We start from the raw sequence: 25631 nt of genomic DNA on the forward strand, positions 1-25631 counted from the left end.
ATAATGTAGAGGTGAAACAATGCCAAAAGCGATATACGAAGGAATCTACCGAGAAATACGCTCGCGCATCATTAATGGGACCTATGCGTTTCAGGAGATGCTGCCAACCGAAGCCGAGCTGACCGCGGAGTTCGGATGCACTCGCAATACCGTCCGTCGCGCCTTGGGTATGCTGGCCGACGGGATGTTTGTGCAGCCCATACACGGCAAGGGCGTGCGCGTTATTTGGCTTAAGGGCGAAACCGACATGTTGGGCGCACTCGAAGAGGTTGAGTCGTTTGGCGAGTTTGCAAAGCGCAACAATGCCGTTGCATCGACGGACGTTAAGTCTTTCGAACATCTGGTTTGCACCGAGCAACTCTCTCGTCACCTGGGCTTTAAGGTGGGCGAGGAGTTGATTCGCGTAGTGCGTGTCCGAAGCCTCAACGGCAACGCGCGCCAAGTGGACCATGGCTATTTTTTGGCGTCGATCGCCAAGGGCCTGACTCCCGAGATCGCGGCAGATTCTATTTACGGCTATCTGGAGCACAAGCGCGGTGTCAAAGTGATGGCGAGCCGTCGTACGGTGAGTGTCGAGCTCGCCAACGATGAGGACTGCAGCTATCTTGACCTCGGCAAATACAACTGCGTTGCCGTCATGGAGAGTCAGTCGTACACCTCGGATGGCATCTTGTTTGAGGTGACGCACACTCGCACACACCCCGAGATCTTCCATTACCGCGTCAATTCCAAGCGATAGCCGGCTAGCTCCCAGCCTGACGAGACTCATGGCCTCAAAGAGAAAACGCCCGGTCAAACCGACGGTACATCGGCTTGACCGGGCGTTTTCTCTGCATTAGATAACAAATAATTGTTTATACAAAACTTGTCAAGTATCAAGTTGAAATTACCGTTCACCGAAGTTTTTCTACCGCTCTAGTAATACTTGTTCAAACAACTAGCCAAATAGCGTATCGTTCAAATCAGCAAAAGGGGCAAAGTCCCCGAGCCAATCTCCGAAGGCGGCGGCAAAGGGTGCCGCCACGGTGTGAAAGGGTGGATTGTAATGAAGAACGAAATGAGCAGAAGGCAGTTCCTGGGCTTTGCTGGTTCCGCGGCTGCAGTTCTTGGTCTGGGCCTCGTGGGTTGCGGTGGTTCTGCCGGCTCCGGCTCCTCTGCTTCTGGTGACGCTGCCGAGGTCTACTTCCTCCAATTCAAGCCCGAGGTCGACAAGGAGTGGAAGGAGATCGCCAAGGCCTATAAGAAGGAGAAGGGCGTCGAGGTCAAGATCGTGACCGCTGCCTCCAACACCTACGAGGAGAAGCTCAAGTCCGAGATGTCCAAGAGCTCCGCTCCGACCCTGTTCCAGGTCAACGGCCCCACCGGTCTTAAGAACTGGAAGGATTACTGCGCCGACCTGTCCGATACCAAGCTCCGCGGTGAGCTCATTGACGACTCCCTGGCTCTGCAGTCCGACGGCAAGGATGTGTGCATCGACTGGGTCCAGGAGAGCTTCGGCATTATTTACAACAAGCAGCTGCTCGAGAAGGCTGGCTACAAGGCCGAGGACATCAACTCCTTCGACAAGCTGAAGGCTTGTGCCGACGACATCCAGGCCCGCAAGGACGAGCTTGGTGTCGAGGGTGCCTTCACTTCCGCCGGCATGGACGACTCCTCCAGCTGGCGCTACACCACCCACCTTGCCAACATGCCGCTCTACTACGAGTTTGAGAAGGAGCACAACCAGGAGGACGACGAGATCAAGGGTGAGTTCCTCGACAACTACAAGCAGATCTTCGACCTGTACATCACCGACTCCACCTGCGATCCTTCGCAGCTTGCTTCCAAGACCGGCGACGACGCCACCAACGAGTTCGCAACCGGCAAGGCCGTCTTCTACCAGAACGGCTCTTGGGCCTACTCTGACCTCGTCAAGGCCGGCATGACCGACGATCAGATTGGCATGATGCCGATCTACATCGGTGTTGACGGCGAGGAGAACCAGGGCCTGTGCTCCGGCGGCGAGAACTACTGGTGCGTCAGTTCCCAGGCTTCCGAGGATGCCCAGAAGGCCACCGAGGACTTCATGTATTGGTGCGTCACCGCTGACACCCCGACCAGCATCATCGCCGACAAGATGGGTCTGACCGCTCCGTTCAAGAGCGCCAAGGAGACCACCAACGTCTTCTCGCAGCAGGCCGTTGCCATGGCCAAGGACGGCAAGAAGACCGTCGCTTGGGACTTCGTCTACATTCCCTCCGAGGAGTGGAAGAAGAACCTCAAGCAGGCTCTGATTGCCTACGCTGCCGATAACAGCAAGTGGGACGGCGTCAAGAACGCCTTCGTCGATGGCTGGAAGACCGAGAAGGCCGCTTCCGAGTAAGCAGTTGCTGCCCAAGCTATCTGATTAGCGACAGGGGGCGGGCAGACGTTGGTTTGCCCGCCCCCTGCATATTGAAAGGACCCTTTTATGGGCAAAGCACTCAAGCGCTGGTGGCCGCTCTTTATGCTGCCCACGTGCCTGGCGTTTATGATCGGGTTCGTGATCCCTTTTATCCAGGGCTTCTATCTCTCGTTCTGCCAGTTTATTATCATTAGTAACGCGCACTTTGTCGGTATCGAGAACTACGTGCGCGCGCTGTCCGATCCGCAGTTCTCCACGTCGTTCTTCTTTACCGTGGCGTTTGCCTTCCTGTCGACGGTGCTCATCAACGTGATCGCCCTGGCCATTGCGCAGGCGCTCACCCGCAAGGCGCTCAAAGGCACCAACATCTTCCGTACGATCTTCTTTATGCCTAACCTGATCGGCGGCATCGTGCTGGGCTACATTTGGCAGATTCTGATCAACTGCCTGCTCTCCAACGTGGGTGCCCAGCTCATCGCTCTTAACTCTGCTGCTGGCTTCTGGGGCCTTATCATCCTGACCCTGTGGCAGCAGGTCGGCTACATGATGATCATCTACATCGCTGGTCTGCAGTCCATTCCGTCCGACTACATCGAGGCCGCCAAGGTCGACGGCGCTACGGCATGGCAGACGTTTTGGAAGGTTAAGATCCCTAACCTGATGCCGACCATCACCATCTGCCTGTTCCTGTCCATCACCAACGGCTTTAAGCTGTTCGACCAGAACCTCGCCCTTACCGGCGGCGCCCCCGCGCACTCCACCGAGATGCTCGCCCTGAACATCTACAACACGTTCTATTCGCGTGCCGGTATCGCATGGCAGGGCATTGGTCAGGCCAAGGCGGTTATCTTCTGCATCCTGGTCGTGGCCATCTCCATGATCCAGCTTAAGGCCACGAGGTCCAAGGAGGTGCAGCAGTAATGAAACGCGATAAGGTTATCAACCGCGCGCTCTCGATTTTCTTTACGATCCTGTCGCTCGCGTGGATCTACCCCGTGTTCATGATTGCGCTTAATTCTTTTAAGAAAGCGACTGCAATCAGCACCACCACGGCATTCGATCTGCTCACGCCCGAGACGTTCAACGGCCTCGCAAACTACATGCACGCCCTTAACGAGCAGGGCTTTGCCTCGGCATTTATGTACTCGCTCATCATCACGGTCACGTCGGTCGTGCTGATCTTGGTGTGCTGCTCCATGTGCGCTTGGTACGTGGTTCGTGTCAACAACAAGATCTCGAACTTCTTCTATTACCTGTTCGTGTTCTCGATGGTCGTGCCGTTCCAGATGCTCATGTTCACGCTGTCCAATTTGGCGGACCGCATCGGCTTTAACACGCCGTTCAACATCTGCTTTATCTATCTGGGCTTTGGCGCGGGCCTGGCGGTCTTTATGTTCGCCGGTTTTGTAAAGAACATCCCGCTCGAGATCGAGGAGGCGGCCATGATTGATGGCTGCAACCCGGTCCAGGTGTTCTTTAAGATCGTCCTTCCCATCATGAAGCCCACCTATCTTTCGGTCGGCATCCTCGAGACCATGTGGGTCTGGAACGACTATCTGCTGCCCTACCTTACGCTCGACTCCACCAAGTACAAGACCATTCCTATCTTGATCCAGTACTTCCGCGGCGGCTACGGCCACGTCGAGCTCGGCCCCATGATGGCCTGCATCATGATGGTCGTTATCCCCATCGTTATCATGTACATCCTCTGTCAGAAGTACATCATCGACGGCGTGGTGGCAGGTGCCGTCAAGGGCTAATGCCGTAACTGTTTTGCAAGTTTCTGCGGCGCCCCTCAGCGCGGCGCCGCATATCGAAAGGTAGAGACATGGCCGAGATCGTTCTCAAACATGTTCAGAAGGTGTATCCCAACAACGAGTCAAAAAAGAAAGGCTTCTTTGGCAAAAAGAAGAAGACCGAGGAGAAGAAGCACAACCTCAAGGTTACCGAGGACGGTGTGCTCGCTGTAGAGGACTTCAACCTCACCGTTCACGACCAGGAGTTCGTCGTCCTCGTTGGCCCCTCTGGCTGCGGTAAGTCCACGACGATGCGCATGGTCGCCGGCCTGGAGGACATTACCTCGGGCGATGTGCTCATCGACGGCAAGCGTGTCAACGACGTGGCGCCCAAGGACCGCGACATCGCCATGGTGTTCCAGAGCTACGCTCTGTACCCCAATATGACGGTGTACGAGAACATGGCATTTACGCTCGAGCTCAAGAAGGTTCCCAAGGACGAGATCGACCGCAAGGTTCGCTCTGCTGCCGAGATTCTGGGCATTACCGAGTACCTCGACCGTAAGCCCAAGGCGCTCTCCGGCGGCCAGCGCCAGCGTGTCGCTATCGGCCGCGCCATCGTGCGTGACCCCAAGGTCTTCCTGATGGACGAGCCGCTGTCCAACCTGGACGCCAAGCTTCGTAACCAGATGCGTGCCGAGCTCATTAAGCTGCGCCACGAGATCAAGGGCACGTTCATTTATGTTACTCACGACCAGACCGAGGCTATGACCCTCGGTGACCGTATCGTGGTCATGAAGGACGGCGTTGTCCAGCAGATCGCCACGCCGCAGGAGGTCTTCAACCATCCCGCGAACATCTTCGTCGCCGGCTTCATCGGCGTGCCGCAGATGAACTTCTTCGATGCCCAGCTGGTGCGCTCGGGCAACGGCTTTACCGTCAAGACCGAGGATATGAACGTGGCGCTCGCCCCCGAGACTTGCGCTCAGCTTGCCCTCAACTGGGACGGCGGCGACGTGAAGGAGATTACGGCCGGCGTGCGTCCCGAGCAGATCCTGCTTGCCGACAAGGGCGAGGAGGGCGCGCTCCAGGGTACCGTCGAGGTGACCGAGCTCATGGGCTCGACCGAGCATGTCCACGTGACCGCTCCCGACGGCCAGTTTGTCCTGATTATCCCCGTCGTCGACCTCGAGGCCAAGGGCGCGCTCAAGGCTGGCGACACCATCTGGTTCAAGTTCGAGAAGAACGCGACCCACCTCTTCGATAAGGTCTCTGGCAAGAACCTTATCTAGGCCCGGTGCATCCAGGCCCTTCCTTTGGGCGACTGCGGTATTGCCATCCTTTTGCCGCGGTCACATATAAGGCTCCCCTCCCGTCCACTGGGCGAGAGGGGAGCCTTTCTTTGTGTTGGGGCTGTCTGACCGGTCGTTTGTCTCGATCTGTAACGGGTGAGGCTGATTTCGGACGTTAGATGTTACAGATCGAGACGGTTCCGCTGAGCTAACCATTTCATCTAAATCTGTAACACCAAAGGTGAATTTCAGCTGCTAGATGTTACAGATCGAGATAAACCCAAGGGGAGGGGCCGGTATGTCTCAATCTGTAACAGCTGGGACCGTTTTTACCGAGTAGCTGTTACAGATCGAGATTGTTTGGCCGAGTTGGGTCGCAGGGTAACGTGCGGGCACAAAAAACGGAGCCGTGTTGCCACGACTCCGTTTCTCAAGAGGATGGGTAAGGGAAGCGAAATTAGCTCAGGTGCCAAATCTCGTCGTTGTACTGGGAGATCGTGCGGTCAGACGAGAAGGTGCCGGCGTTGGCGATATTGATGAGCGTCTTGCGCATCCAGGCGTCCTGGTCCTCGTAGTCGGCCAACACGCGCTCCTTGGTCTGGATGTACTCCTCGATGTCGAGCAGGGCCATAAACCAGTCCTTGCCCTTAATGTCATCGTGCAGGCGTTGCAGGCGCTCGACGTTGCCGGTCGCCATAAAGGCCGGGTTGGTGATGAAGTCCACCAGCAGTTTAATGCCGGGCTTGCGGTAGAGCGCACCGGCGTTGTAGGTGCCTTCGGCGTAGAGCTGCTCGACCTGTTTGGACGAGGCGCCAAAGGTATAGATGTTCTCGTCGCCCACGAGCTCGGCAATCTCCACGTTGGCACCGTCGAGCGTGCACAGGGTCAAAGCGCCGTTGAGCATGAACTTCATGTTGGAAGTGCCGCTCGCCTCTTTGGAGGCCAGGCTGATCTGCTCGGAGATGTCGGCAGCGGGAATCACGCGCTCGGCGGCGGTGACGTTGTAGTTCTCGATCATAACGACCTGCAGGTAGGGAGCCACGTCGGGGTCGTTGGCGATCCACTGGGAAAGCGTCAGGATTAGGTGGATGATGTCCTGAGCGATGGTATAGGCAGGCGCTGCCTTGCCGCCAAAGATGATGGTGACGGGGTGCTTAGGTCTGTTACCGTTCTTGATGTCGAGGTACTTCCAGATGATGTAGAGCGCGAGCATCTGCTGGCGCTTGTACTCGTGGATACGCTTGACCTGGACGTCGATGATGGCGTTGGAGGGAATGGTCACGCCCTGCTCGAGCGCCATGAACTGGCGCATGATGGCCTTGGCCTCGACCTTGGTGGCGGCCAGGCGCTCAAGAACGTCCTTGTCGTCGGCGAACTTGGCGAGTTTGCTCAGATCGCCGGTGCTGCGCCAGTCGGTGCCGATCACATCGTCGAGCAGGCTGGCGAGCGCGGGGTTGGCCCCATGGATCCAGCGGCGGAAGGTGATGCCGTTGGTCTTGTTGGAGAACTTCTCGGGATAGATCTCGTAGAACGGATGAAGCTCGGTGTCCTCCAGGATCTTGGTGTGGAGGGCGGCTACGCCGTTGATGGAGAAGCCAAAGTGGATGTCCATGTGGGCCATGTGGACGGTGTCGTGCTCGTCGATGATGGCGACGCGCGGGTCATCGTGCTCGGCTTTCGCGATCTCATCGAGCTTGACGATAATGTCGGCGATGGCAGGGGAGACCTTCTGCAGGCTGGCGAGCGGCCACTTCTCGAGCGCCTCGGCAAGAATCGTGTGGTTAGTGTAGGCGACCATGGAGCGTACGATGGTCACGGCCTCGTCAAACTCGATGCCATGCTCGGTGGTGAGCAAGCGAATGAGCTCGGGGATGACCATGGTGGGGTGCGTGTCGTTAATTTGGACCACGGCATAGTCGGCCAGATCGTGCAGGTTGCTGCCGCGCTCGACGGCCTCGTCGATCAGGAGCTGGGCGGCGTTGCTCACCATGAAGTACTCCTGATAGATGCGAAGTAGGCGGCCCTGCTCGTCGGAATCGTCGGGGTAGAGGAACAAGGTGAGGTTCTTGGCGATCTCGGTCTTGTCGAAGTCGATGGAGCTGCCGGGGACCAGGCCGTCGTCGACGCTCGCCAGGTCGAACAGGCGCAGGCGGTTCTTGGTGGGCTGGCCGTAACCGGGCACATCGATGTTGACGAGCTTGGAAGTAACGGCAAAATCGCCGAACTCGACGGTGTAGGAGCGGTCATCGTCGACTAGGATGTCCTGCTCACCGAGCCACTCGTCGGGGACGGCCTTCTGCTGGTTGTCGACAAAGCGCTGACGGAACAGACCGTAGTGATAGTTGAGGCCCACGCCATCGCCGGTCAAGCCCAGCGTGGCGATGGAATCCAGGAAGCATGCGGCCAAGCGGCCCAGGCCGCCGTTGCCGAGTGACGGCTCGACCTCGAACTCCTCGATCTTGTTGAGGTCGTGGCCTGCGGCGGTGAGCTGGTCCTTAACCTCGTCGTAGATGCCAAGGTCGATCATGTTGTTGATGAGTAGCTTGCCGATCAAAAATTCGGCGGAAATGTAATAGAGCTTTTTCTTGCCGTTGTTGAGCGGGCAGGCGGCGGAGCGCTCCTGCACGAGTTTGACCAGCAGCTTGTAAATGCGACGGTCGTCGAGCTGCTCGAGCGAGGTGCCAAAAGACTGCTCGGCGAGTTCCATGAGGTTAATTCGGGGCATGTTTTCTCCTGTGATGGGTTGTTTCATGTCTGCAATTCATAAGAAGCCCGCGCGAGGGGATTGGGGTGGCCTCGCGCGGGAAAAGCAAGCGCGTCCGCACGGTGGGGAGGGGTCGGGCGCGGTAGCTCCTATTGAGGAAGCTCGATTTCGGCTTCCGACGGGATACGGAAGTAGGTCTCGGTCCAGTCGGTGAGCTTGTGCTCGAGCTCGCGGGTGATGGCGCCGTCGAGCATGCGCCAGGTCCAGTTGCCGCCCAGCGTGGCAGGGGTGTTGATGCGCGCCTCGTTGCCCAAGTTGAGCAAATCCTGCATGGTGTAGATGCACGTGTCGCTCACGCTGGCGGCGATGGTGCGATTGAGTGCATCTGTCATGGGTTCGCCGGCCTGCTGATGGGTGTACAGGGCTGCCTGCTCGCGCTGACGCGGGGTAGCCGTTCCCTCAAACCAACCGCGCGCCGTCTCGTTGTCGTGGGTGCCCACATAGGCGACGGTGTTGGCGATGTAGTTATGCGGCAGGTAGTACGAGTTGGTGCCCTCAAAGGCAAACTGCAGGATCTTCATGCCGGGGAAGCCCGAGTTGTCGCGCATGTCGATGACGCCGGGGGTGAGGAAGCCCAGGTCCTCGGCGATGATGGGCAGCGTGCCGAGCTTTTCCTCGAGCGTCTTGAAGAACTTGAGGCCGGGACCCTGCGTCCACGAACCGTAGGACGAATCGGGCGAGGAGAACGGCACCTCCCAATAGGCCTCGAAGCCGCGGAAGTGATCCAGGCGGATGACGTCGTACATGTCGAGGGCGGCGCGAATGCGGCCCTCCCACCAGGAGAAGCCGTCGGACTCCATGGCGTCCCAGTCGTAGATGGGGTTGCCCCAGTACTGGCCGGTGGCCGAGAACTGGTCGGGCGGCGTGCCGGCGACGCTCACGGGATTGCCGGCGGCGTCGATCTTAAAGAGCTCAGGCGTCGCCCACATCTCGACGGAGTCACGCGAGACATAGATGGGCAGGTCGCCGATGATGAGAATGTCGCGCTCGTTGGCATAGGCCTTGAGGCGGCTCCATTGGCGGTCGAAGAAATACTGCGTCATCTGGTGGTAGAGCATACGCGCGGGATGGGCGGCGCAGACCTTGGCAGATGCTTCGCCGCGGGTGCGCAGTTCTGCGGGCCACTCCCAAAAGGCCTTGAGCCCGCACTCCTCCTTCACGGTCATGAACTCACAATAGGGGATGAGCCAGTCCTCGTTGGCCTGGATAAAGTCATCGAAATCGGCCGGCTTGTCGGCAGCAAAGCGCTCGGCGGCGCGGTCGAGAATCTGACGGCGGCCGCCAAAGATAGCACCGTAGTCGACATTGCTGGGGTCGGATCCCAGGTACACGTCATCGATATCGCGCTGCTCCAGATACCCTGCCTCGACAAGCTCGGCAAAGTCGATAAAGTTGGGGTTGCCTGCGCGGGCCGAGAACGACTGATAGGGCGAATCGCCATAGCTGGTCGTCGTAAGGGGCAGAATCTGCCAGTAATGTTGTTTGCACGAGGCGAGAAAATCGACGAAGTCGTAGGCATTCCAACCAAAGCCGCCGATTCCGTATGGTCCGGGCAGAGATGAGACGGGCATGAGGACGCCGCTTGCACGCTCCATGAATGCGCTCACCAACCTTCTTGTTGTGGGGTCGGCCTGCCGATGGGTGTGCAGTCCGCCTCCGATGTTCTGATTCGATACGCCTATTGTAAAACATGTTGTTTAAACATGTACAGGCAAGATAAAAAAGTTGGTCGATTTTCGGCGAATGGTTACATGCCATGAAAAGCCCCGACCTCACAACGTGAGATCGGGGCAAGAGCGGTATGTAGGTTTTTGCTACTCGGCGTCGGCGAAGCCGTTGGGGTTGTGGCTCTGCCAGTTCCAGCTATCGCGGCACATGTCCGCGATGTCGTACTGGGCCTTCCAGCCCATCATGCGCTCGGCCTTGGAGGCATCGCACCAGTTGGCAGCGATGTCGCCGGCGCGGCGCTCGCGGATCACGTAGGGCAGCTCCTTGCCACAAGCCTTGGAGAAGGCGGCGACGACCTCGAGTACCGAGGTGCCGGTGCCGGTGCCCAGGTTAAAGATCTCGACGCCGGTCTTGCCGTTCATCCAATTAAGGGCGGCAACGTGACCAGAGGCCAGATCGCACACGTGGATGTAGTCGCGCACGCCGGTGCCGTCGGGGGTGGGGTAGTCGTTGCCAAAGACCTGAACGGCCTCGAGCTTGCCCACGGCAACCTGGGCGACATAGGGCACCAGGTTGTTGGGGATGCCCTTGGGGTCCTCGCCGATCAGGCCCGACGGATGAGCGCCAATGGGGTTGAAGTAACGGAGCAGCACGACGTCCCACTCGGGGTCGGCGGTGTGGACGTCCATAAGGATCTGCTCGATCATCCACTTGGTCCAACCATAGGGGTTGGTCGCGGGCTTCTTAGGATCCTCCTCGGTGACGGGCGGGTTGTCCGGGTCGCCGTAGACGGTCGAGGAGCTCGAGAAGATGATGGACTTGCAGCCATGGTTGCGCATGACGTCGATGAGCACCAGGGTGTTCTCGATGTTGTTGTGATAGTACTCGACGGGCTTGCTCACCGACTCGCCAACGGCCTTAAAGCCGGCAAAGTGGATGACGCGGTCGATCTGATGGGTATCGAAGATCTTGTTCATCGCATCGCGGTCGAGCACGTTGGCCTCGTAGAAGGTGAGGTTCTTGGCGGCCTCGTCGCCCACGATGGTCTTGACGCGGTCGACGGCGACGGCGCTGGAGTTGGAGAGATCATCGACGATGACGACCTGGTAGCCACCCTCGAGCAGCTGAACGACGGTGTGCGAGCCGATAAAGCCGGCGCCACCGGTAACGAGGACACAGGTGTCTTTGGGGTCGAGTGCTTTGGACATGTAGTCTCCTATCGAATCAGGAACACTTCTTCAGGGGAGTATAGCGCAGGCAGGGACGCCCAAATCGTGCGCTGTAGGAAAAGCGGAGGATTGTGCCAACGTACTCATAGAAGAGCTTGCGTACGCATAACCTGATCTTCGACATTTGCTTACGAGCCGCTGACCTTGTAGTTTCCTGCCGTTCGTGGAAATCGTTGGGACGCGCCATATGTACGCTAATATGTATGAGTTGAGCGACATATAAATAAACATGTAACGGAGTACATATGTCACCAAACAGCGATTCCATCCTTTCCCAGGAGCTCTCGCGCCGCACTGCCCTCAAGGCCCTGTTCGGCGCCGCTTCTGCGGCAGTTCTTTTTGGTCTGCCCGCTCGCGCCCATGCGGCGGAGGCTTCCAAAGAAACAACCGATAAACTGAATGCCGCCCAGGCCCAGCTCGACGAGGTTCAGGCCCAGCTCGACAGCATCGCAAATGAGTATGCGGCGCTGGCCAACAAGAATGCCCAGACCCTCAACGACATCGAGAATGTCCAGGGCAAGATTGACGACACGCAGGCCCAGATCGATGAAAAGAAGGCCGAGCTCAAGAAGAAGCGCAACGACCTTTCCGATCGCGTGGCCGCCAGCTACAAGTCCGGCGGCACGAACATCCTGTCGCTGCTGCTGGCCTCTGGCTCGTTTGAGGAACTCGTCGCCAACGCGCATTACGTTGAGAAGATCAACAAGAGCGACCGCGACGCCATCGAGGACATTCAGACCATCCAGGAAGAGCTCGATGCGCAAAAGACCGAGCTCGAGTCGCAGAAGGCCGACTTAGAGAAGCTCAAGGACCAGCAGACTGCCCAGATGCAGGACATGCAGGCCAAGCAGCAAGAAGTCCAGACCGTGCTGAACGGTCTTTCCGACGACGTCAAGGAGCTCATGGCTCAGCGCGATTCCGAGATCCTCGCTGCTGCCCAGGCTGAGGAGGCCGCTAGGAAGGCTGCCGCTGCCGCGGCTGCCGCGAACAAGAACAATTCCTACTCGGGTGGTTCGAGCTCGGGTGGTGGATCGTACGCGCCCGGAACTCCGCAGCAGAATGCCGGCTCGGGCAAGCAGCAGGCTGTCGTCAACGCGTGCTACTCCACGCCTTCGCCGGGTCAGAACTGGTGCGCGGCGTGGGTCACCAATGTCTTCCGTAACGCCGGCGTTGGCTACTTTGGAGGCAATGCGTGCGACATGTTTAACGCTTGGTGCTATAGCTCCGACCGCTCGGCGCTGCAGGTGGGCATGATCGTGGCCGATTCCTCGCACAGCGGCACGGGTGCTCCGGGCCTTATCTACGGTCATGTGGGTATCTACGTTGGCGGCGGCATCGTTATGAGCAACGAGGGTGCCATTACATCGAAGTCGCTCGATTCGTTCATTAGCTTTTATGGTACTGGCTCTGGCGTGCGCTGGGGCTGGCTTGGCGGTATTGCACTGTCGTAACGGCGGTTTGGTCCGGGACAGTCCGAGAGGCATAAGGTTGCCTGCTCGGGCAGTCCTGCTCGCACGGAGAGCACATTAAGTGCTCTCCGGCTCGTGCGGAACTCGCGATCAACCTTATGCCTCTCGGACTGTCCCGGCCCTCTCGGGTCCTGAGCGCGACACACCGGACTGGGTTATCTGAATAAATATGGTGAAGGCCCCTTTCGGGGCCTTCTTTGTTAAAGGAATTCGCCGACTCGGTGGACTTCGGGTTCTAGGTCTACGTTGAATTGGTCTTTGACGGTTGCCTGGATGTGGCGGATGAGTTCGTCGACGTCGGCGGCGGTGGCGTGGTCGGCGTTGACGATGAAGCCGCAGTGCTTCTCGCTCACCTGCGCGCCGCCAACGGCGTGTCCTCGCAGGCCGGCATCCATGATGAGTTTGCCGGCAAAGTAACCCTCGGGGCGCTTGAAAGTGGAGCCGGCACTCGGCATGTCGAGCGGCTGCTTGTCCTCGCGGCGCTGGCGGTAGTCGTCCATGTCGGCCTTGATCATCGCGGCGTTGCCCGGGGCGAGATTGAAGGTGGCCGAAAGCACGATAAAGCCGTCATCGGCGATGCGGCTCTTTCGATAACCCAGGTTGAGCTCGTCGACATCGAACTCGATGATATTGCCGCTGCCGCGGGTGCCGTCGTCGAGCTGGCGAGCGGGTTTGTAGACGCGCACGGACTCCAGCACATCGGCCATGCAGGCACCGTAGGCACCGGCGTTCATGTAGCAGGCGCCGCCGACCGATCCGGGGATGCCCGAGATGGGCTCCATGCCGGTGAGACAGGCCTCGGCTGCCGCGGCTGCGACATCGGAAAGCAGCGCGCCGGCTGCCGCCGTGACGTGCGTGCCGTCGATCGTAATGTCGGAGAGGCCTTCGCTCAGCGCCACGACGACGCCGCGGATGCCCTTGTCGCCGACGAGTAGGTCGGAGCCGTTGCCCACGATGGTGAGGGGCAGGTCGCAGCGATAACAGGTGTCGAGCGTGGCGACGAGGCCCTGCTCGGTATCGGGCGTGACAAAGACGTCGGCCGGGCCGCCGATCTTAAACGTGGTGTGCTCGCGCATGGGCTCGCTCATCAGCACGTTGTCCTCGCCGGCAACGCCAGCAAGCGCGCACAGCAGGTCCTCGTTAAAAAAGTCGTTCTCGTGCATACGAATATCCGCCTTTTGGTGGTCGTTGTCATCAATCGATTGCAATATACCCCACCCGGACGGATTTGGTGCGCTGGCGGCGATAAAACAGCCGTCTACCGGATTGGTAAAGTGTTTATCACCGAGGTAGAGGGGTAGTCGCTATACTTTCAAGAGATTGCGCGTAAACCCGGAAGGAGCGAGATGGCCAACAAAGTCACCCTCAAGCAGATCGCCCAGGAGGTGGGGCTTTCCCCCTCGTCGGTCTCGCTTGTTCTCAATAATCGGCCCTGTCGCATCTCGGAAGAAAACCGCAAACTCATCAAGGAGGTCGCGGCGCGCAACCACTATGTTCCTAATCAGATTGCGCGTAGTCTGGTCATGCGCGAGTCGCGCACGCTGGGCCTTATCGTCCCTAACATCGAGAGCCGCTTTTTTGCCTCACTCGCCGGCAGCTTGGAAAAGCGCTGCCGAGAGGACGGCTATGCGCTCTTCATTACCAGCTCGGGTGGAAGCGCCGATGACGATTTGGAACTGCTGCGCCAGCTGGTGACGCGCGGCGTCGACGGCGTCTTTCTGGTAGTGGGTGACGAGTTCTCCGACGATCGTGCCCTGCGCGAGGAGGTGAGCCATCTGCCCATCCCTGCCGTGATGGTCGACCGTGCCATTGAGGGGCTCGAGTGCGACAAGGTGATGTTCGACCACGAGATGGGTGGCTACATGGCCACCCGCTATCTGATTGAGCAGGGCCACCGCCGTATTGCCTGTCTGGTTAACGCACGCCGCTCCAATACGGGTCGCAAACGACTTGCCGGCTATGAGCGCGCACTGCGCGAGGTTGGCTTGCCTATCGACGCGCGTTTGGAGTTTGAGAGCGAGTACTACATTCCGAGTGCCTACGAGGCCTCGGAGGCGGTGCTCGCAACTGATGCCACCGCCGTGTTCGCAAGCTCGGATAACATTGCCCTCGGTCTGCTCAAGCGCCTGCACGAGATGGGGAAGAGCATCCCGTGCGATATTTCGGTCGTAAGCTATGACAACTCGGCGGCCGACGTTCTCTTTGAGCCGGCGCTGACCGCGATTGAGCAGGATCCTGGTGTCCTTGCGGAGCATGCTTTTGGCTGCATGTCCAAGCGTCTTGCCGGTAGGGGCGGTAGGCGTGCCGAAGAGGTCGTCCTGGAGCCGGCACTTATCGTTAAGGGCAGCGTGCTCGAACTTACCGAATGTAGCTAAGCGTACTTGTTTGTTTGCATAGATTGCATGCGGAGTGTCCGCTATTTGCCGGCAGGCACCCCGGCCCTCGTCCGTTAACTCTTCCGCTGGGCGAGCCTTAGACGCCGCGCACCGATAGGGTAAGGCAGCGGCTTGAAATTGGTGCTATATTCAGCTTAAGTTGTTTAATGCTAGTACGGGAGGCTGATATGGGGCTGTTCAAGAAGAAAAACCCGCAGGATGCCTTTGATCCCGATGTGTTTACCATCACGGATACGATTTTGGACCCACCGCGGTTTACGTTTTTGCCGGCTATCTACCAGGATGCCACGCGCCGCAAGTGGGCCGTGCATCAGCGCGGCGGCGAGCCGAAGATTTTTGACTATGCGGATGTGCTGCAGTGCGAGATTGCCGAGACCGGAAATCCCGAGGATGTGCCGGAGCTCAGCAAACGCGAACTGGCTCAGCAGATTTTGATTAATCCAGCTCAGGCTACCAAAAACAACGCTGCCAAGCGTAATATGTGCCTTGGTATGGGTGTCATCGTTGTCGTGCAAACCGGCAAGGATGAGATTTCGAAGCTTGAGATTCCGGTGACCGCGGGCGAAGTCAAGCGAGACTCCGGCCTATATCGGTCGTATCGGAACGTTGCGGAGCAGATCAAAGAAGCCTTCGACGCCATGGGGCGTCCGGAGCAATGATTCCTGCAGCATCAAGCGGTTGAGGAGTCTTGCCCATGTCGAGTGAACCATATGCGATTCCGCCCAAAGATCGCGCCTTTGAGGGCATTCTTTGGTATATCAAACATTATGACCTGCAGAGTGGCGACCGGCTGCCCGCCGAGCGTGTGCTCTGTGAAGAGCTGGGCGTGTCGCGCACGGCGTTGCGTGCTGCGATCACGCGCCTTATTTCGTGCGGAACTTTGGAAAGCCGCCGCGGTTCGGGCACCTATGTGTGTCCTCCCAAACCGCTGAACATCTTTCAGGAAACATGGAACTATACGCAGGCGGTGGAGAGGGTTGGCTCAAAGTCGACCGCACGCCTGGTTTGGTCCAAGGTCGTGTATGCCGATATCGATCTTGCCCAAAAAGCCCAGATTGACCTGGGCATGCCGCTCTTCTGCATTCGGCGTGTGCGTGTGGTCAACGGTTCTCCGGCATCGATCGAGACGGCTTACGTCAATCTGTCTTTGTGCCCCTCGCTTCCCGATCATGATTTTGAGCAGGAGAGCCTCTACGACGTTTTGCTCAAAGAGGGGAATGTCCATGTGGCGCACGGCAAGGAGCATATTTCCATCAGCCGTCTGAACGCCGACGAGGCCAAGTTACTGGGCGCTCAGGAGGGCACGCCGGTGTTTTACAAGGCTTCGCACGAGCGCGACGAGACCGATGGCTTTGTCGAGTATTGCAAGTCCGTGATTCAGCCGACCAAGTATCGTTTTGCCGATAACGGCGAGGCAGACGGCGTTGCGACGAAGGTGGGTGTCGAATGGCTGATGCAGTAGAAGACTTGCCGGTTTACAAGCAAATTCGCCGCTGCATTGCGGAGCGAATCGAGCGCGGCGACTACCCGACGGGCTCGATGATTCCGTCCGAAAACGAGCTGGCCGAGGAGTTTGGCACGACGCGCCTGACAATCCGAAGCGCCATGGACGAGCTGGTCAAAAGTGGCCAGATTCGTCGCGTGCAGGGCAAAGGCGCCTTTGTGGGACACAAGTGGTTTGACGAGCACGAACGCAAGGGAGGCTTCCGTCAGTCGGTTCTGGCGTCGGGCGCGACGCCGTCGGTGCGCATCCTGGCGCGCTCCAAACGCTACGCCGGCCCGTATTACGCCGACCTGTTTGGCATCGCCGAGGACGATCTGCTTTACTCGGTGCGCCGTCTCAACTGCATTGATGGTGAGCCCGTATCGATCGAGATGACGCTGATTCCGTGTCCGCTGTTTCCGGGCATCGAAGACGTGGACATTTCGGTCTTCAGCCTGTTTGAGACCTATGACATGTTGGGGCGCAAGCCGGACAAGTCGATTGAGAAACTCGATATTGAAGCGCTGGGCGCACGCGATGCGAGTTTGCTCAATCTTGAGCCGGGCGATCTGGCGCTCGTACTGGAATGCCTGACCTATGACTCGAGTGGGCAGGCGATTGAGCATGCCAAGTCTTTTAACCGCGGCGATGCCGGCGGATATACCTACAACTACTAGCGTCTAGAGCGTCCCTGCGCACGGCGGGGGCGCTCGTTTTTACGGATATATGTCGCTTGACCGATGAGCGGCAAAAACTGACCGTCTACCGAGAGGGGAGGACGAAATCAAAAAATCGGTATTAAAAACGGCTAACCTGTAATCGTTCACTGGTATTAAGAACCTTTGAATTGTTGAGCTTGGGGCCAAGATGTCCACAAGGTTAAGCGGTGCGACGGGGCGGCAAGCCCGTCCATTCCGTGCGACAATTCAAACTGCTCGTGAAAGGAGCGGGAATGAAGGAGACCGAGAAGATCGAGATCATGCACTTCGACCAGGAGGGCTACCTCGAGGACGGCAGGAACGTCTACGAGGCCGGCAAGAAGATGACCGCCCTGGCCGACCGCGTGCACGAGGAGGGCTACGACGCCGTCTTCCTGATGGGCGTCGGCGGCACCTGGGACGAGTTCATGCAGCTCGAGTACCTCATGAACAAGTTCGGCGACCGCGACCTCGAGGTCTACCTGATCCACGCCGCCGAGTGGAACGTCATGGGCCACAAGCGCATGACCGACAAATCCGTCGTGCTGACCGCCTCCGAGTCCGGCACCACCCCCGAGGTGCTCGAGGCCGTCGGCAAGATGAGGGAGATGGGCGTGCGCGTCTTCGCCATGACCAACCCCGAGGGCAAGATCGGGCAGGCCGTGGGCGCCGAGAACTGCGTCATGATGGCCTCCGACCACGGCGCCGGCGGCTGCGAGAAGGGCTACTACCTCGCCGACTGCTTCGGCCTGCGCCTGCTCAACCGCCGCGGCTGCTTCCCCAAGTTCGACCTGTTCATCGAGCAGACGAAGGACGTCTGGAAGGACATGCTCGACATCCGCAAGCGCTTCGAGCCGCGCGCCGAGGAGCTCGCCAGGAAGTACGCGCTGGCCGACTACACCATGTTCATCGGCTCGGGCGCGCTGTGGGGCGAGACCATCCTGTACTCCATGTGCCTGCTCGAGGAGATGCAGTGGAAGCGCATCCGCCACATCACCTCGCACGACTTCTTCCACGGCACGCTCGAGCTGCTCGAGCCCGGCGTCCCGGTGTTCCTGTTCATGGGAGAGGACGAGTGCCGCGCCCTCGACGAGCGCGTCCGCGCCTTCCTCACCAGCGGCGTGACCGGCGACGAGGACTACGTCATCATCGACACCGCCGAGTACGCGATCCCGGGCCTGGACGACGACTTCCGCGTCATCGTGTCGCCGTGGATCCTGTCCGTGCTGACCACCGACCGCCTCTCGCGCAACTACGAGCTGGTCACCAAGCACAACCTCAAGTACCGCCGCTACTACCACCAGTTCGACTACTAATTTCATTTGGGGGAAACCGCAATGAGGCAATACATCTTCGCCAGCCACGCGCATTTTGCGACCGGCATCAAGGAGAGCACCGAGCTGCTCTCGGGCGCGCGCGATAACGTCCACGACCTGTCGATGTTTGTCGACGGCCGCACCGACGTCGCCGAGGAGGCCGCCAAGCTCCTGGCGACCTTCGACCCCGCCGACGACGTAATCGTGTGCACCGACCTGTTTGGCGGCAGCGTCAACAACGAGTTCACCAAGATCGTCCAGACGCGCCCCAACACCTACCTGGTTGCCAACATGAATCTGCCGCTGCTGATCCAGCTGCTCTTTTCGGACCAGGAGGCTCCCGCCGATCAGGTTATCCGCGAGATCCTCGCGGCTGACGACACGCGCGTCAAGTTTGTCAACGACCTGCTGACCGATGCGGATGACGAGGAAGAGTTCTAGTCACCGCCTGCTATTAATGGGGCCGGGTTTCCGGCATGAGACCTTTGGGGGTCAATCATGATTCAACTGCTTCGCGTCGACCATCGTCTGCTTCATGGCCAGGTGGCCGTCTCTTGGGTCCAGGGCTTGGGCTCTGACTGCATCTTCTGCGTTGGCGACAAGGTTGCCAACGATCCCGTCTGGAAGACTACGCTCAAGATGGGAAAGCCGGCCAACGTCAAGCTCGTCATCAAGGACATGGAGCACGCCATCGAGGCCATCAACTCCGGTGTTACCGATAAGTACAAGATGATCATCTGCGTCGCCAGCATCGCCGAGGCCAAGCAGCTTGTCGACGGCTGCCCGCAGATCACCTCCATCAACCTGGGCAACACCAAGTCCAAGGACGAGCAGCGTCCCGATGCCCGTAAGATCTCCCGCCAGATCTTTGTGACTGCTGCCGAAGAAGAGGACATTCGTGAGCTCGTCGGCCGTGGTGTCGAGGTCGAGATTCGCGCTCTGGCCGACGACCCCAAGGTCGATGCCCTAAGCGCCCTCTAATTGGGAACCACGGGCGGCGCGCACGGCGCCGCCCCTATTCGTGGGCGTACCGGATAAACGCTTTACCCGTTACCCCCATCTACCGTTCACCGGGAGCACACGCCCGTTGAGCGATTGGTATTAAATAGTTTTCTCATGACTATATAATTGGTATCAAATCATTTGCACCGGTTTAGGTGTTAACAGCACACCGGTACAAGCTGGATCTGTCTAGGCGATTGTCGGCATGGAAAAGGGCGCGCTGACAAGTCGGGAATCGCCGCGCGGATCCAAGAGGGATCAAAGGGAGGAACAATGCTTGTTCAAGCGATCCTCATCGGACTTATCGCTGCCTTCGGTAAGCTCGATTATCAGCTCGGTACGCTCTATGCGTTCCGCCCGATCGTTCTGTGCCCGCTCGTCGGCATAGTCCTCGGGGACCTGCAGTCCGGCCTCGCCATCGGTGCGAGCCTCGAGCTGCTCTTCATGGGTTCAATCTCCATCGGCGCTTACGTGCCGCCCGATGAGTGTATTGGCGGTGTGCTCGCCTGCGCCTTCGCTATTCAGCTGGGTCAGAGCACCGAGGCCGCTATCGCGCTCGCGATGCCCATCGCCACTCTGTGCCTGGCCATTAAGAACGTCGTCAACGCCGGTATGCCCCTTCTGGTCGACCGTGCCGACGTCTTTGCCAGCAAGGGTAACCTCAAGGGTATCTACGCTATGCACTGGATTATCGGTCTCGTGATTGTCGTCCTGGCCTTTATCCTGTGCTCGGTCTCCTTCTATCTGGGTGCCGACGCCGTTCAGGGCCTGCTCGACTTCATCCCGACGTTCGTCCTCGATGGCTTTGGCGTCGCAGCCAACATCCTGCCTGCCATGGGCTTCGCCATGCTCGGCCGTCTGGTGCTTACCAAGCAGCTCGTGCCGTTCTACTTCCTGGGCTTCCTGCTGTGCTCCTATGCCAACGTGCCCGTCCTCGGCGTCGCCCTGATCGCAATCATCATCGGCATCGACAAGTACGACCTGCTGGGCCTTGGTGGCGCCCAGTCCCAGCTTTCTGTGGAAGGGGATGAGGACGATGACTTCTAATTCCGAGAACCAGATTACTCGCTCCGACCTCATTAAGAGCGCCGTGAACACCGGCGCCCTGGGCATGGAATTCTCCTGGACCTACTACAAGCAGATGAACATTGCCTTCTGCCTGATGGTCGCCAACATGCTCAAGAAGATCTATGCCGGCCGTCCCGATGATTACGCCGAGGCCTTGCACCGTCACAGCGCATTCTTCAACATCACCCCGCAGCTCGCTCCCTTCGTGGGTGGCATCGCGATGGCCATGGAAGAAAAGGTCGCTCGTGGCGAGGTTGAGCCCGAGAGCGTCAACGACATCAAGGCCGCCCTCATGGGTCCGCTTTCCGGCCTGGGTGACTCCTTCTTCCTGTCCACCCTGCGCGTCGTCGCCGCTGCCGTGGGCATCAGCCTGTGCCAGGCCGGCAACGTCTTTGGCCCCATCGCCTTCCTGCTCGTCTACAACATCCCGGCGTTCCTGATTCGTATCTTTGGCGCTATCAAGGGTTATGAGCTAGGCATTGGCTTCCTCGACGAGGCTCAGAAGACCGGCCTGATGCAAAAGATCATGGCCTGCGTCGGCATTGTCGGCGTTATGGTCGTCGGCGCCATGAGCAAGGACATGTTCTGGGCTTCGTTGCCCATCGCCATCGGTCAGGGCGACTCCGCCCAGACTCTCCAGGACATCCTGGACGGCATCATGCCCGGTATGCTCGGTATGGCCGCCTTCTGGCTCTACTACTGGCTGCTCTCCAAGAAGATCAACCCGATGGTCCTGATCCTCTGCACCATGGTCGTGGGCATCATCGGCGCTTACTTTGGCGTGCTTGCCTAATATGTTCGAATCGCGCTTCCATCGCGTCTAACGGTTGCGTCGATCTTTGGGGGGCTTGTCGCATCTGCGGCGGCCCCCTGTTTTTTAAAACTCCGTACGAAAGGGGAGGGCTATGGTCGTACCCGAGCTTTCGCTCATGAACATCAACCATCGTTACTACAGCATCGAGACGTTTTTTAAGGCTGCAGGTGAGGCCGGCTATCGCAATATCGAGCTGTGGACCGGCTCGATGCACCTGTATGTGGATTGCCATGAGCACGATTCGGTGGATAAGATTCGCGATCTTGCCGCCCAATACGGTATCAAGATCGTGTGCGTGTGCCCCGAGCAGAACAACCCCAAGCCGTGGAACGTCGCGGTGCGCGGTGAGGCGGGCCAAAAACGCATCCTCTCGTACTTTAAGAATGTGATCGACGTTGCCGTTGAGTTGGGCGTGCCGCAGATTCTGGTGACGAGTGGTTGGGCCTATCTGGACGAGCCGGCTGAGGACGCCTGGGCCCGCAGCGTTGCCATGCTGCGCTCGGTGTGCGACTACGCCGATACGTGCGGTATTCGCGTCGCGCTCGAGGCCCTGCAGCCGTCGGAGTCCGTGTTGGTCAACACCGCACAGGATGTCGCGCGCATCCTCGAGGCGGTCGATCGTCCCAACCTGAAGGCCTGTATCGACTTTGGCGCCATGGAAGTTGCCGGCGACACAATCGACGGCTACTTTGAGGTTTTGGGCGACAAGATCGTTCACACCCACTTTGTAGATGTGGGCGGTGGCACGACGCATCTTGCCTGGGGCGACGGCGAGCGTGATATGCGTGCCGACCTCGAGGCACTCATGCGCCACGGCTATACGGGCTATGTCTCGGCCGAGACGTGTGATGGCCGCTACTATCAGGATCCGTCCAAGGCGACGACTCAGGTTATCGAGATGTATCGCCGTGTGACAGCGGAGATGGAAGCCGAATAACTAAACTGCGCGGTTGCGCCGGAAACGCTTGGGCGGGTCTGGCGCAACGCTTTTATAGCTGGCGAGTTGTGGAGCGCCCGTTGGCAGTAGCGCTCGAAATAGACAACTATTGGCGTTGTAATACCACTCGGGCGAGGAAACCGACCGTTCGCCGCAAATTCCCGTGAGTTTGGATTGGTATTAAATAACAAGCAATCGTATGGCTATAATTGGTATCAGCAAGAAGCGCGATGTATAGAATTGCGCACATGTGATGGGAGGACACACATGAAGGAGACCGAGAAGATCGAGATCATGCACTTCGACCAGGAGGGCTACCTCGAGGACGGCAGGAACGTCTACGAGGCCGGCAAGAAGATGACCGCCCTGGCCGACCGCGTGCACGAGGAGGGCTACGACGCCGTCTTCCTGATGGGCGTCGGCGGCACCTGGGACGAGTTCATGCAGCTCGAGTACCTCATGAACAAGTTCGGCGACCGCGACCTCGAGGTCTACCTGATCCACGCCGCCGAGTGGAACGTCATGGGCCACAAGCGCATGACCGACAAATCCGTCGTGCTGACCGCCTCCGAGTCCGGCACCACCCCCGAGGTGCTCGAGGCCGTCGGCAAGATGAGGGAGATGGGCGTGCGCGTCTTCGCCATGACCAACCCCGAGGGCAAGATCGGGCAGGCCGTGGGCGCCGAGAACTGCGTCATGATGGCCTCCGACCACGGCGCCGGCGGCTGCGAGAAGGGCTACTACCTCGCCGACTGCTTCGGCCTGCGCCTGCTCAACCGCCGCGGCTGCTTCCCCAAGTTCGACCTGTTCATCGAGCAGACGAAGGACGTCTGGAAGGACATGCTCGACATCCGCAAGCGCTTCGAGCCGCGCGCCGAGGAGCTCGCCAGGAAGTACGCGCTGGCCGACTACACCATGTTCATCGGCTCGGGCGCGCTGTGGGGCGAGACCATCCTGTACTCCATGTGCCTGCTCGAGGAGATGCAGTGGAAGCGCATCCGCCACATCACCTCGCACGACTTCTTCCACGGCACGCTCGAGCTGCTCGAGCCCGGCGTCCCGGTGTTCCTGTTCATGGGAGAGGACGAGTGCCGCGCCCTCGACGAGCGCGTCCGCGCCTTCCTCACCAGCGGCGTGACCGGCGACGAGGACTACGTCATCATCGACACCGCCGAGTACGCGATCCCGGGCCTGGACGACGACTTCCGCGTCATCGTGTCGCCGTGGATCCTGTCCGTGCTGACCACCGACCGCCTCTCGCGCAACTACGAGCTGGTCACCAAGCACAACCTCAAGTACCGCCGCTACTACCACCAGTTCGACTACTAAGAGCTGGTCACGGGTCCGATATCTTGGCTGGTTGATATCTCGATCCTGCACAAGGGCGTCCGCAATTGCGCGGGCGCCCTTTTTGCGTTGTGACAAGAGACTGCTGCTAACCGCTTGCCCTATGTTTCCAAATGAATACGGTGTGAGCCGAGGAGGACGATTCTCCCCGCAAACACTCTAGTATGCTAAAGTACCCAGAAGACCGGCGGAGCTATGCCGGTCTTCTGCTCTATATGAAACACAGCATGAGGAGGCTCACCAGATGACGGCCACACCGTGGGGATTCCGGGACATATTGCCCGAGGAGGCTCAGGCGCGCGAGGAGATTGCGCTGACGGTGAAGGGCTGCTTTAGGGAGCATCATTACCTTCCGGTCGAGACGCCACTGCTCGAGGACAAGGGTTCGCTCGAGGAGGGCGGCCGCATTGCGGACACGCCGTTTAAGCTCTTTGACGATGATGGCCGCCTGCTGGTGGTCCGTCCCGACAACACATTGCCGATCGTGCGTCTGGTTTCGACCCGCATGCGCGCGGCCGACCTGCCCCTACGCCTTCGCTACGAGGCGCCGGTGGTTCGCGAGTGCCAGCGCAATGCCGGTGGCTCGCGTCAGTTTACACAGCTGGGCTTTGAGCTTATCGGTGCGGGCGATACCGCGGGCGATGTCGAAATCGTCTCGCTCGTGGCCGAGGCCGTGCGTAAGCTGGCACTGCCCGATGCGCGCATTATCGCGGGTAGCGTGCGTCCGTTTAAGGAACTGCTCGCGGCGTGCGAGGATCGCGAGCTGGCCTCTGAGGCCCTGCGCTGCGTGCACGCCAACGACTTTGTGGGCCTCGATGCCCGCGTGGCGGCAAGCACCGAGTCCGATGCCGTCAAGGCCGCCATTAGCGAGCTGCCGCGTCTGCACGGCGGTGCCGAGGTGCTCGACCGCGTGGACGCGCTGCTGGAGGCTGCCGGTATCGTCGCGCCGCTGACGCGCGAGCTGCGTGCCCTGGTCGAGGGCCTGGCACCCGAGGACGCCCAGGTGCTGTCGTTTGACTTCTCTATCATGAACTCTTTCGATTACTACACGGGCCTGGTCTTTAAGGCTTATGCCGGCGGACTGCCCGATCCGGTCGGTTCGGGCGGACGCTATGACTCCATCTTTACCGGCGCATTTGGCGACGGTATCGAGGTGCCGGCGGCGGGCTTCGCCTTTTCGCTCGAGCGCCTGGAGGCCGCGCGCACCTCGGCCGAGGATGCCGCTTCCGACGGCGATCACGCCGCGGACCGTGGCGCCGAGGGTCCGCTGCGTATCGCCGTGCCCAAGGGCTCGCTTAAGGCCGACACCCTTGACGTGCTCGAGGCAACGGGGCTGGACGTCTCTGAGCTGCGTGACCCCGGCCGTCACCTGATTGTGCGCGGTCGCGACACGCGTGCCGGCAAGGGTACGGTCGGCGATATCGAGTTTGTCATTGTGCGCCCCAGCGACGCGCCCGCCTTTGTGGGCTGCGGCGGCGCCGACTGCGGCATCTGCGGTTGGGACTCGCTTATCGAGGCCGACCTCAACCTGCTGCAGCTGGTCGATCTGGGCTACGGCCTGTGCACCTTTATCGAGGCGGAGCCCGCATGGCGCGCTGGCCGGGCCGAGCGCAACTATGCCCGCCGCGGTTCTCTTCGCGTGGCCACCAAGTACCCGCGCATCGCGAGTGCCTGGTATGCCGAGCGCGGCGTGAATGCCGACATCGTTTCGCTGCACGGCAATATTGAGTTGGGCCCCATCGTTGGCATGACCGACCGCATCGTGGACATTACCGCCACGGGTGCCACGCTGCGCGACAACGACCTGGTCATCACCGGCCGCATTATGGACTGCACGGCCCGCTTCTTCGTCAACCCGGGTGCCGCGCGCCTGGATCCGCGCGTTCGCAACCTGGCCGATCGCCTGGCGGTCGCCGTGAAGGACAAGCATTTTGAGCCCGTCGCGGGCTCGGCACAATAGCGCGAGCGCGCACGGGCGCCTCAACGTCCGGGCTGCGGGCCGACTGACGCCGCCGCCCGGTCTCTCGTT

22 protein-coding genes are annotated in these 25631 nt (G+C 59.5%); 18 read left to right on the forward strand and 4 right to left on the reverse strand.

What is annotated here, in order from left to right; genetic code table 11:
* Window positions 1-19 precede the first annotated feature (19 nt).
* The 5 genes from ACESUZ_RS04685 to ACESUZ_RS04705 all read left to right on the forward strand — a co-directional run bounded on the left by ACESUZ_RS04685 (window position 20) and on the right by ACESUZ_RS04705 (window position 5411).
* Window positions 20-739, forward strand: a complete 720-nt coding sequence (locus tag ACESUZ_RS04685) for a GntR family transcriptional regulator (RefSeq protein ID WP_035137765.1) — start codon at window positions 20-22, stop codon at window positions 737-739.
* A gap of 306 nt (window positions 740-1045) precedes the next feature.
* Window positions 1046-2362 carry an ABC transporter substrate-binding protein gene (locus tag ACESUZ_RS04690; protein WP_006235863.1) on the forward strand — a complete coding sequence of 439 codons (1317 nt, stop codon included), beginning with the start codon at window positions 1046-1048 and terminating at the stop codon, window positions 2360-2362.
* Between the two features lie 87 nt (window positions 2363-2449).
* Window positions 2450-3304, forward strand: coding sequence for a carbohydrate ABC transporter permease (locus ACESUZ_RS04695; RefSeq protein ID WP_006235864.1), 855 nt, complete (start codon window positions 2450-2452; stop codon window positions 3302-3304).
* Window positions 3304-4143 (forward strand): carbohydrate ABC transporter permease, encoded by an 840-nt coding sequence (locus tag ACESUZ_RS04700; RefSeq protein WP_022095055.1) that lies wholly within the window; start codon window positions 3304-3306, stop codon window positions 4141-4143. The genes ACESUZ_RS04695 and ACESUZ_RS04700 overlap by 1 nt, the downstream gene beginning before the upstream one ends.
* Window positions 4144-4211: 68 nt before the next feature.
* Window positions 4212-5411, forward strand: a complete 1200-nt coding sequence (locus ACESUZ_RS04705) for an ABC transporter ATP-binding protein (protein WP_035137764.1) — start codon at window positions 4212-4214, stop codon at window positions 5409-5411.
* Between the two features lie 457 nt (window positions 5412-5868).
* On the opposite strand, the gene glgP is transcribed toward ACESUZ_RS04705, so the two are convergent.
* From glgP to galE, 3 genes are all read right to left on the reverse strand, one after another.
* Window positions 5869-8136 carry a glycogen/starch/alpha-glucan family phosphorylase gene (gene glgP / locus ACESUZ_RS04710; protein WP_373198741.1) on the reverse strand — a complete coding sequence of 756 codons (2268 nt, stop codon included), beginning with the start codon at window positions 8134-8136 and terminating at the stop codon, window positions 5869-5871.
* A 128-nt stretch (window positions 8137-8264) separates the two neighbouring features.
* On the reverse strand, window positions 8265-9770 hold the full coding sequence (gene malQ / locus ACESUZ_RS04715; RefSeq protein WP_373198742.1) for a 4-alpha-glucanotransferase: 1506 nt from the start codon (window positions 9768-9770) through the stop codon (window positions 8265-8267).
* Between the two features lie 219 nt (window positions 9771-9989).
* Complete coding sequence (gene galE / locus ACESUZ_RS04720; RefSeq protein ID WP_006235870.1) at window positions 9990-11051, reverse strand: UDP-glucose 4-epimerase GalE; 1062 nt, start codon at window positions 11049-11051, stop codon at window positions 9990-9992.
* A gap of 266 nt (window positions 11052-11317) precedes the next feature.
* Between galE and ACESUZ_RS04725 the strand changes: the two genes are divergently transcribed.
* Window positions 11318-12523, forward strand: a complete 1206-nt coding sequence (locus ACESUZ_RS04725) for a coiled-coil domain-containing protein (RefSeq protein WP_006235871.1) — start codon at window positions 11318-11320, stop codon at window positions 12521-12523.
* 218 nt (window positions 12524-12741) lie between these two features.
* Here the strand turns inward: ACESUZ_RS04725 and murB are convergent, their stop codons facing one another.
* Window positions 12742-13704 (reverse strand): UDP-N-acetylmuramate dehydrogenase, encoded by a 963-nt coding sequence (gene murB, locus ACESUZ_RS04730; RefSeq protein WP_373198745.1) that lies wholly within the window; start codon window positions 13702-13704, stop codon window positions 12742-12744.
* Window positions 13705-13887: 183 nt separating this feature from the next.
* On the opposite strand from murB, the gene ACESUZ_RS04735 reads away from it, so the two are divergent.
* The 12 genes from ACESUZ_RS04735 (at window position 13888) to hisG (ending at window position 25562) form a co-directional block, all read left to right on the forward strand.
* Complete coding sequence (locus ACESUZ_RS04735) at window positions 13888-14916, forward strand: LacI family DNA-binding transcriptional regulator (protein WP_373198747.1); 1029 nt, start codon at window positions 13888-13890, stop codon at window positions 14914-14916.
* A gap of 188 nt (window positions 14917-15104) precedes the next feature.
* The gene (locus ACESUZ_RS04740) at window positions 15105-15596 is read left to right on the forward strand and encodes a hypothetical protein (RefSeq protein ID WP_271740414.1); all 492 of its coding nucleotides are present in this window, start codon (window positions 15105-15107) and stop codon (window positions 15594-15596) included.
* Between the two features lie 35 nt (window positions 15597-15631).
* Window positions 15632-16399 (forward strand): GntR family transcriptional regulator, encoded by a 768-nt coding sequence (locus tag ACESUZ_RS04745; protein ID WP_373198749.1) that lies wholly within the window; start codon window positions 15632-15634, stop codon window positions 16397-16399.
* Complete coding sequence (locus ACESUZ_RS04750; RefSeq protein WP_373198751.1) at window positions 16384-17097, forward strand: GntR family transcriptional regulator; 714 nt, start codon at window positions 16384-16386, stop codon at window positions 17095-17097. The genes ACESUZ_RS04745 and ACESUZ_RS04750 overlap by 16 nt, the downstream gene beginning before the upstream one ends.
* A gap of 275 nt (window positions 17098-17372) precedes the next feature.
* Window positions 17373-18434: an SIS domain-containing protein gene (locus ACESUZ_RS04755; RefSeq protein WP_373198753.1), complete on the forward strand. Its 1062-nt coding sequence runs from the start codon at window positions 17373-17375 to the stop codon at window positions 18432-18434.
* A gap of 21 nt (window positions 18435-18455) precedes the next feature.
* Window positions 18456-18875, forward strand: coding sequence for a PTS sugar transporter subunit IIA (locus ACESUZ_RS04760; RefSeq protein ID WP_006235880.1), 420 nt, complete (start codon window positions 18456-18458; stop codon window positions 18873-18875).
* A 57-nt stretch (window positions 18876-18932) separates the two neighbouring features.
* Entirely contained in the window at window positions 18933-19415 is a 483-nt protein-coding gene (locus ACESUZ_RS04765) for a PTS sugar transporter subunit IIB (protein WP_055252644.1), read from the forward strand.
* 294 nt (window positions 19416-19709) lie between these two features.
* Entirely contained in the window at window positions 19710-20483 is a 774-nt protein-coding gene (locus ACESUZ_RS04770) for a PTS mannose/fructose/sorbose/N-acetylgalactosamine transporter subunit IIC (protein WP_006235882.1), read from the forward strand.
* The gene (locus ACESUZ_RS04775; RefSeq protein WP_006235883.1) at window positions 20464-21297 is read left to right on the forward strand and encodes a PTS system mannose/fructose/sorbose family transporter subunit IID; all 834 of its coding nucleotides are present in this window, start codon (window positions 20464-20466) and stop codon (window positions 21295-21297) included. Before ACESUZ_RS04770 ends, ACESUZ_RS04775 begins: the two co-directional genes overlap by 20 nt.
* A gap of 112 nt (window positions 21298-21409) precedes the next feature.
* Window positions 21410-22255 (forward strand): sugar phosphate isomerase/epimerase family protein, encoded by an 846-nt coding sequence (locus tag ACESUZ_RS04780; protein WP_373198756.1) that lies wholly within the window; start codon window positions 21410-21412, stop codon window positions 22253-22255.
* Window positions 22256-22522: 267 nt separating this feature from the next.
* A complete protein-coding gene (locus ACESUZ_RS04785; protein WP_373198753.1) occupies window positions 22523-23584 on the forward strand; it encodes an SIS domain-containing protein in 1062 nt (353 codons plus the stop codon).
* 262 nt (window positions 23585-23846) lie between these two features.
* Window positions 23847-25562: an ATP phosphoribosyltransferase gene (hisG, locus tag ACESUZ_RS04790; protein WP_373198759.1), complete on the forward strand. Its 1716-nt coding sequence runs from the start codon at window positions 23847-23849 to the stop codon at window positions 25560-25562.
* Window positions 25563-25631: the final 69 nt, after the last annotated feature.

It is taken from the genome of Collinsella aerofaciens ATCC 25986, from assembly GCF_964239575.1.
Lineage (GTDB): Bacteria > Actinomycetota > Coriobacteriia > Coriobacteriales > Coriobacteriaceae > Collinsella > Collinsella aerofaciens_BQ.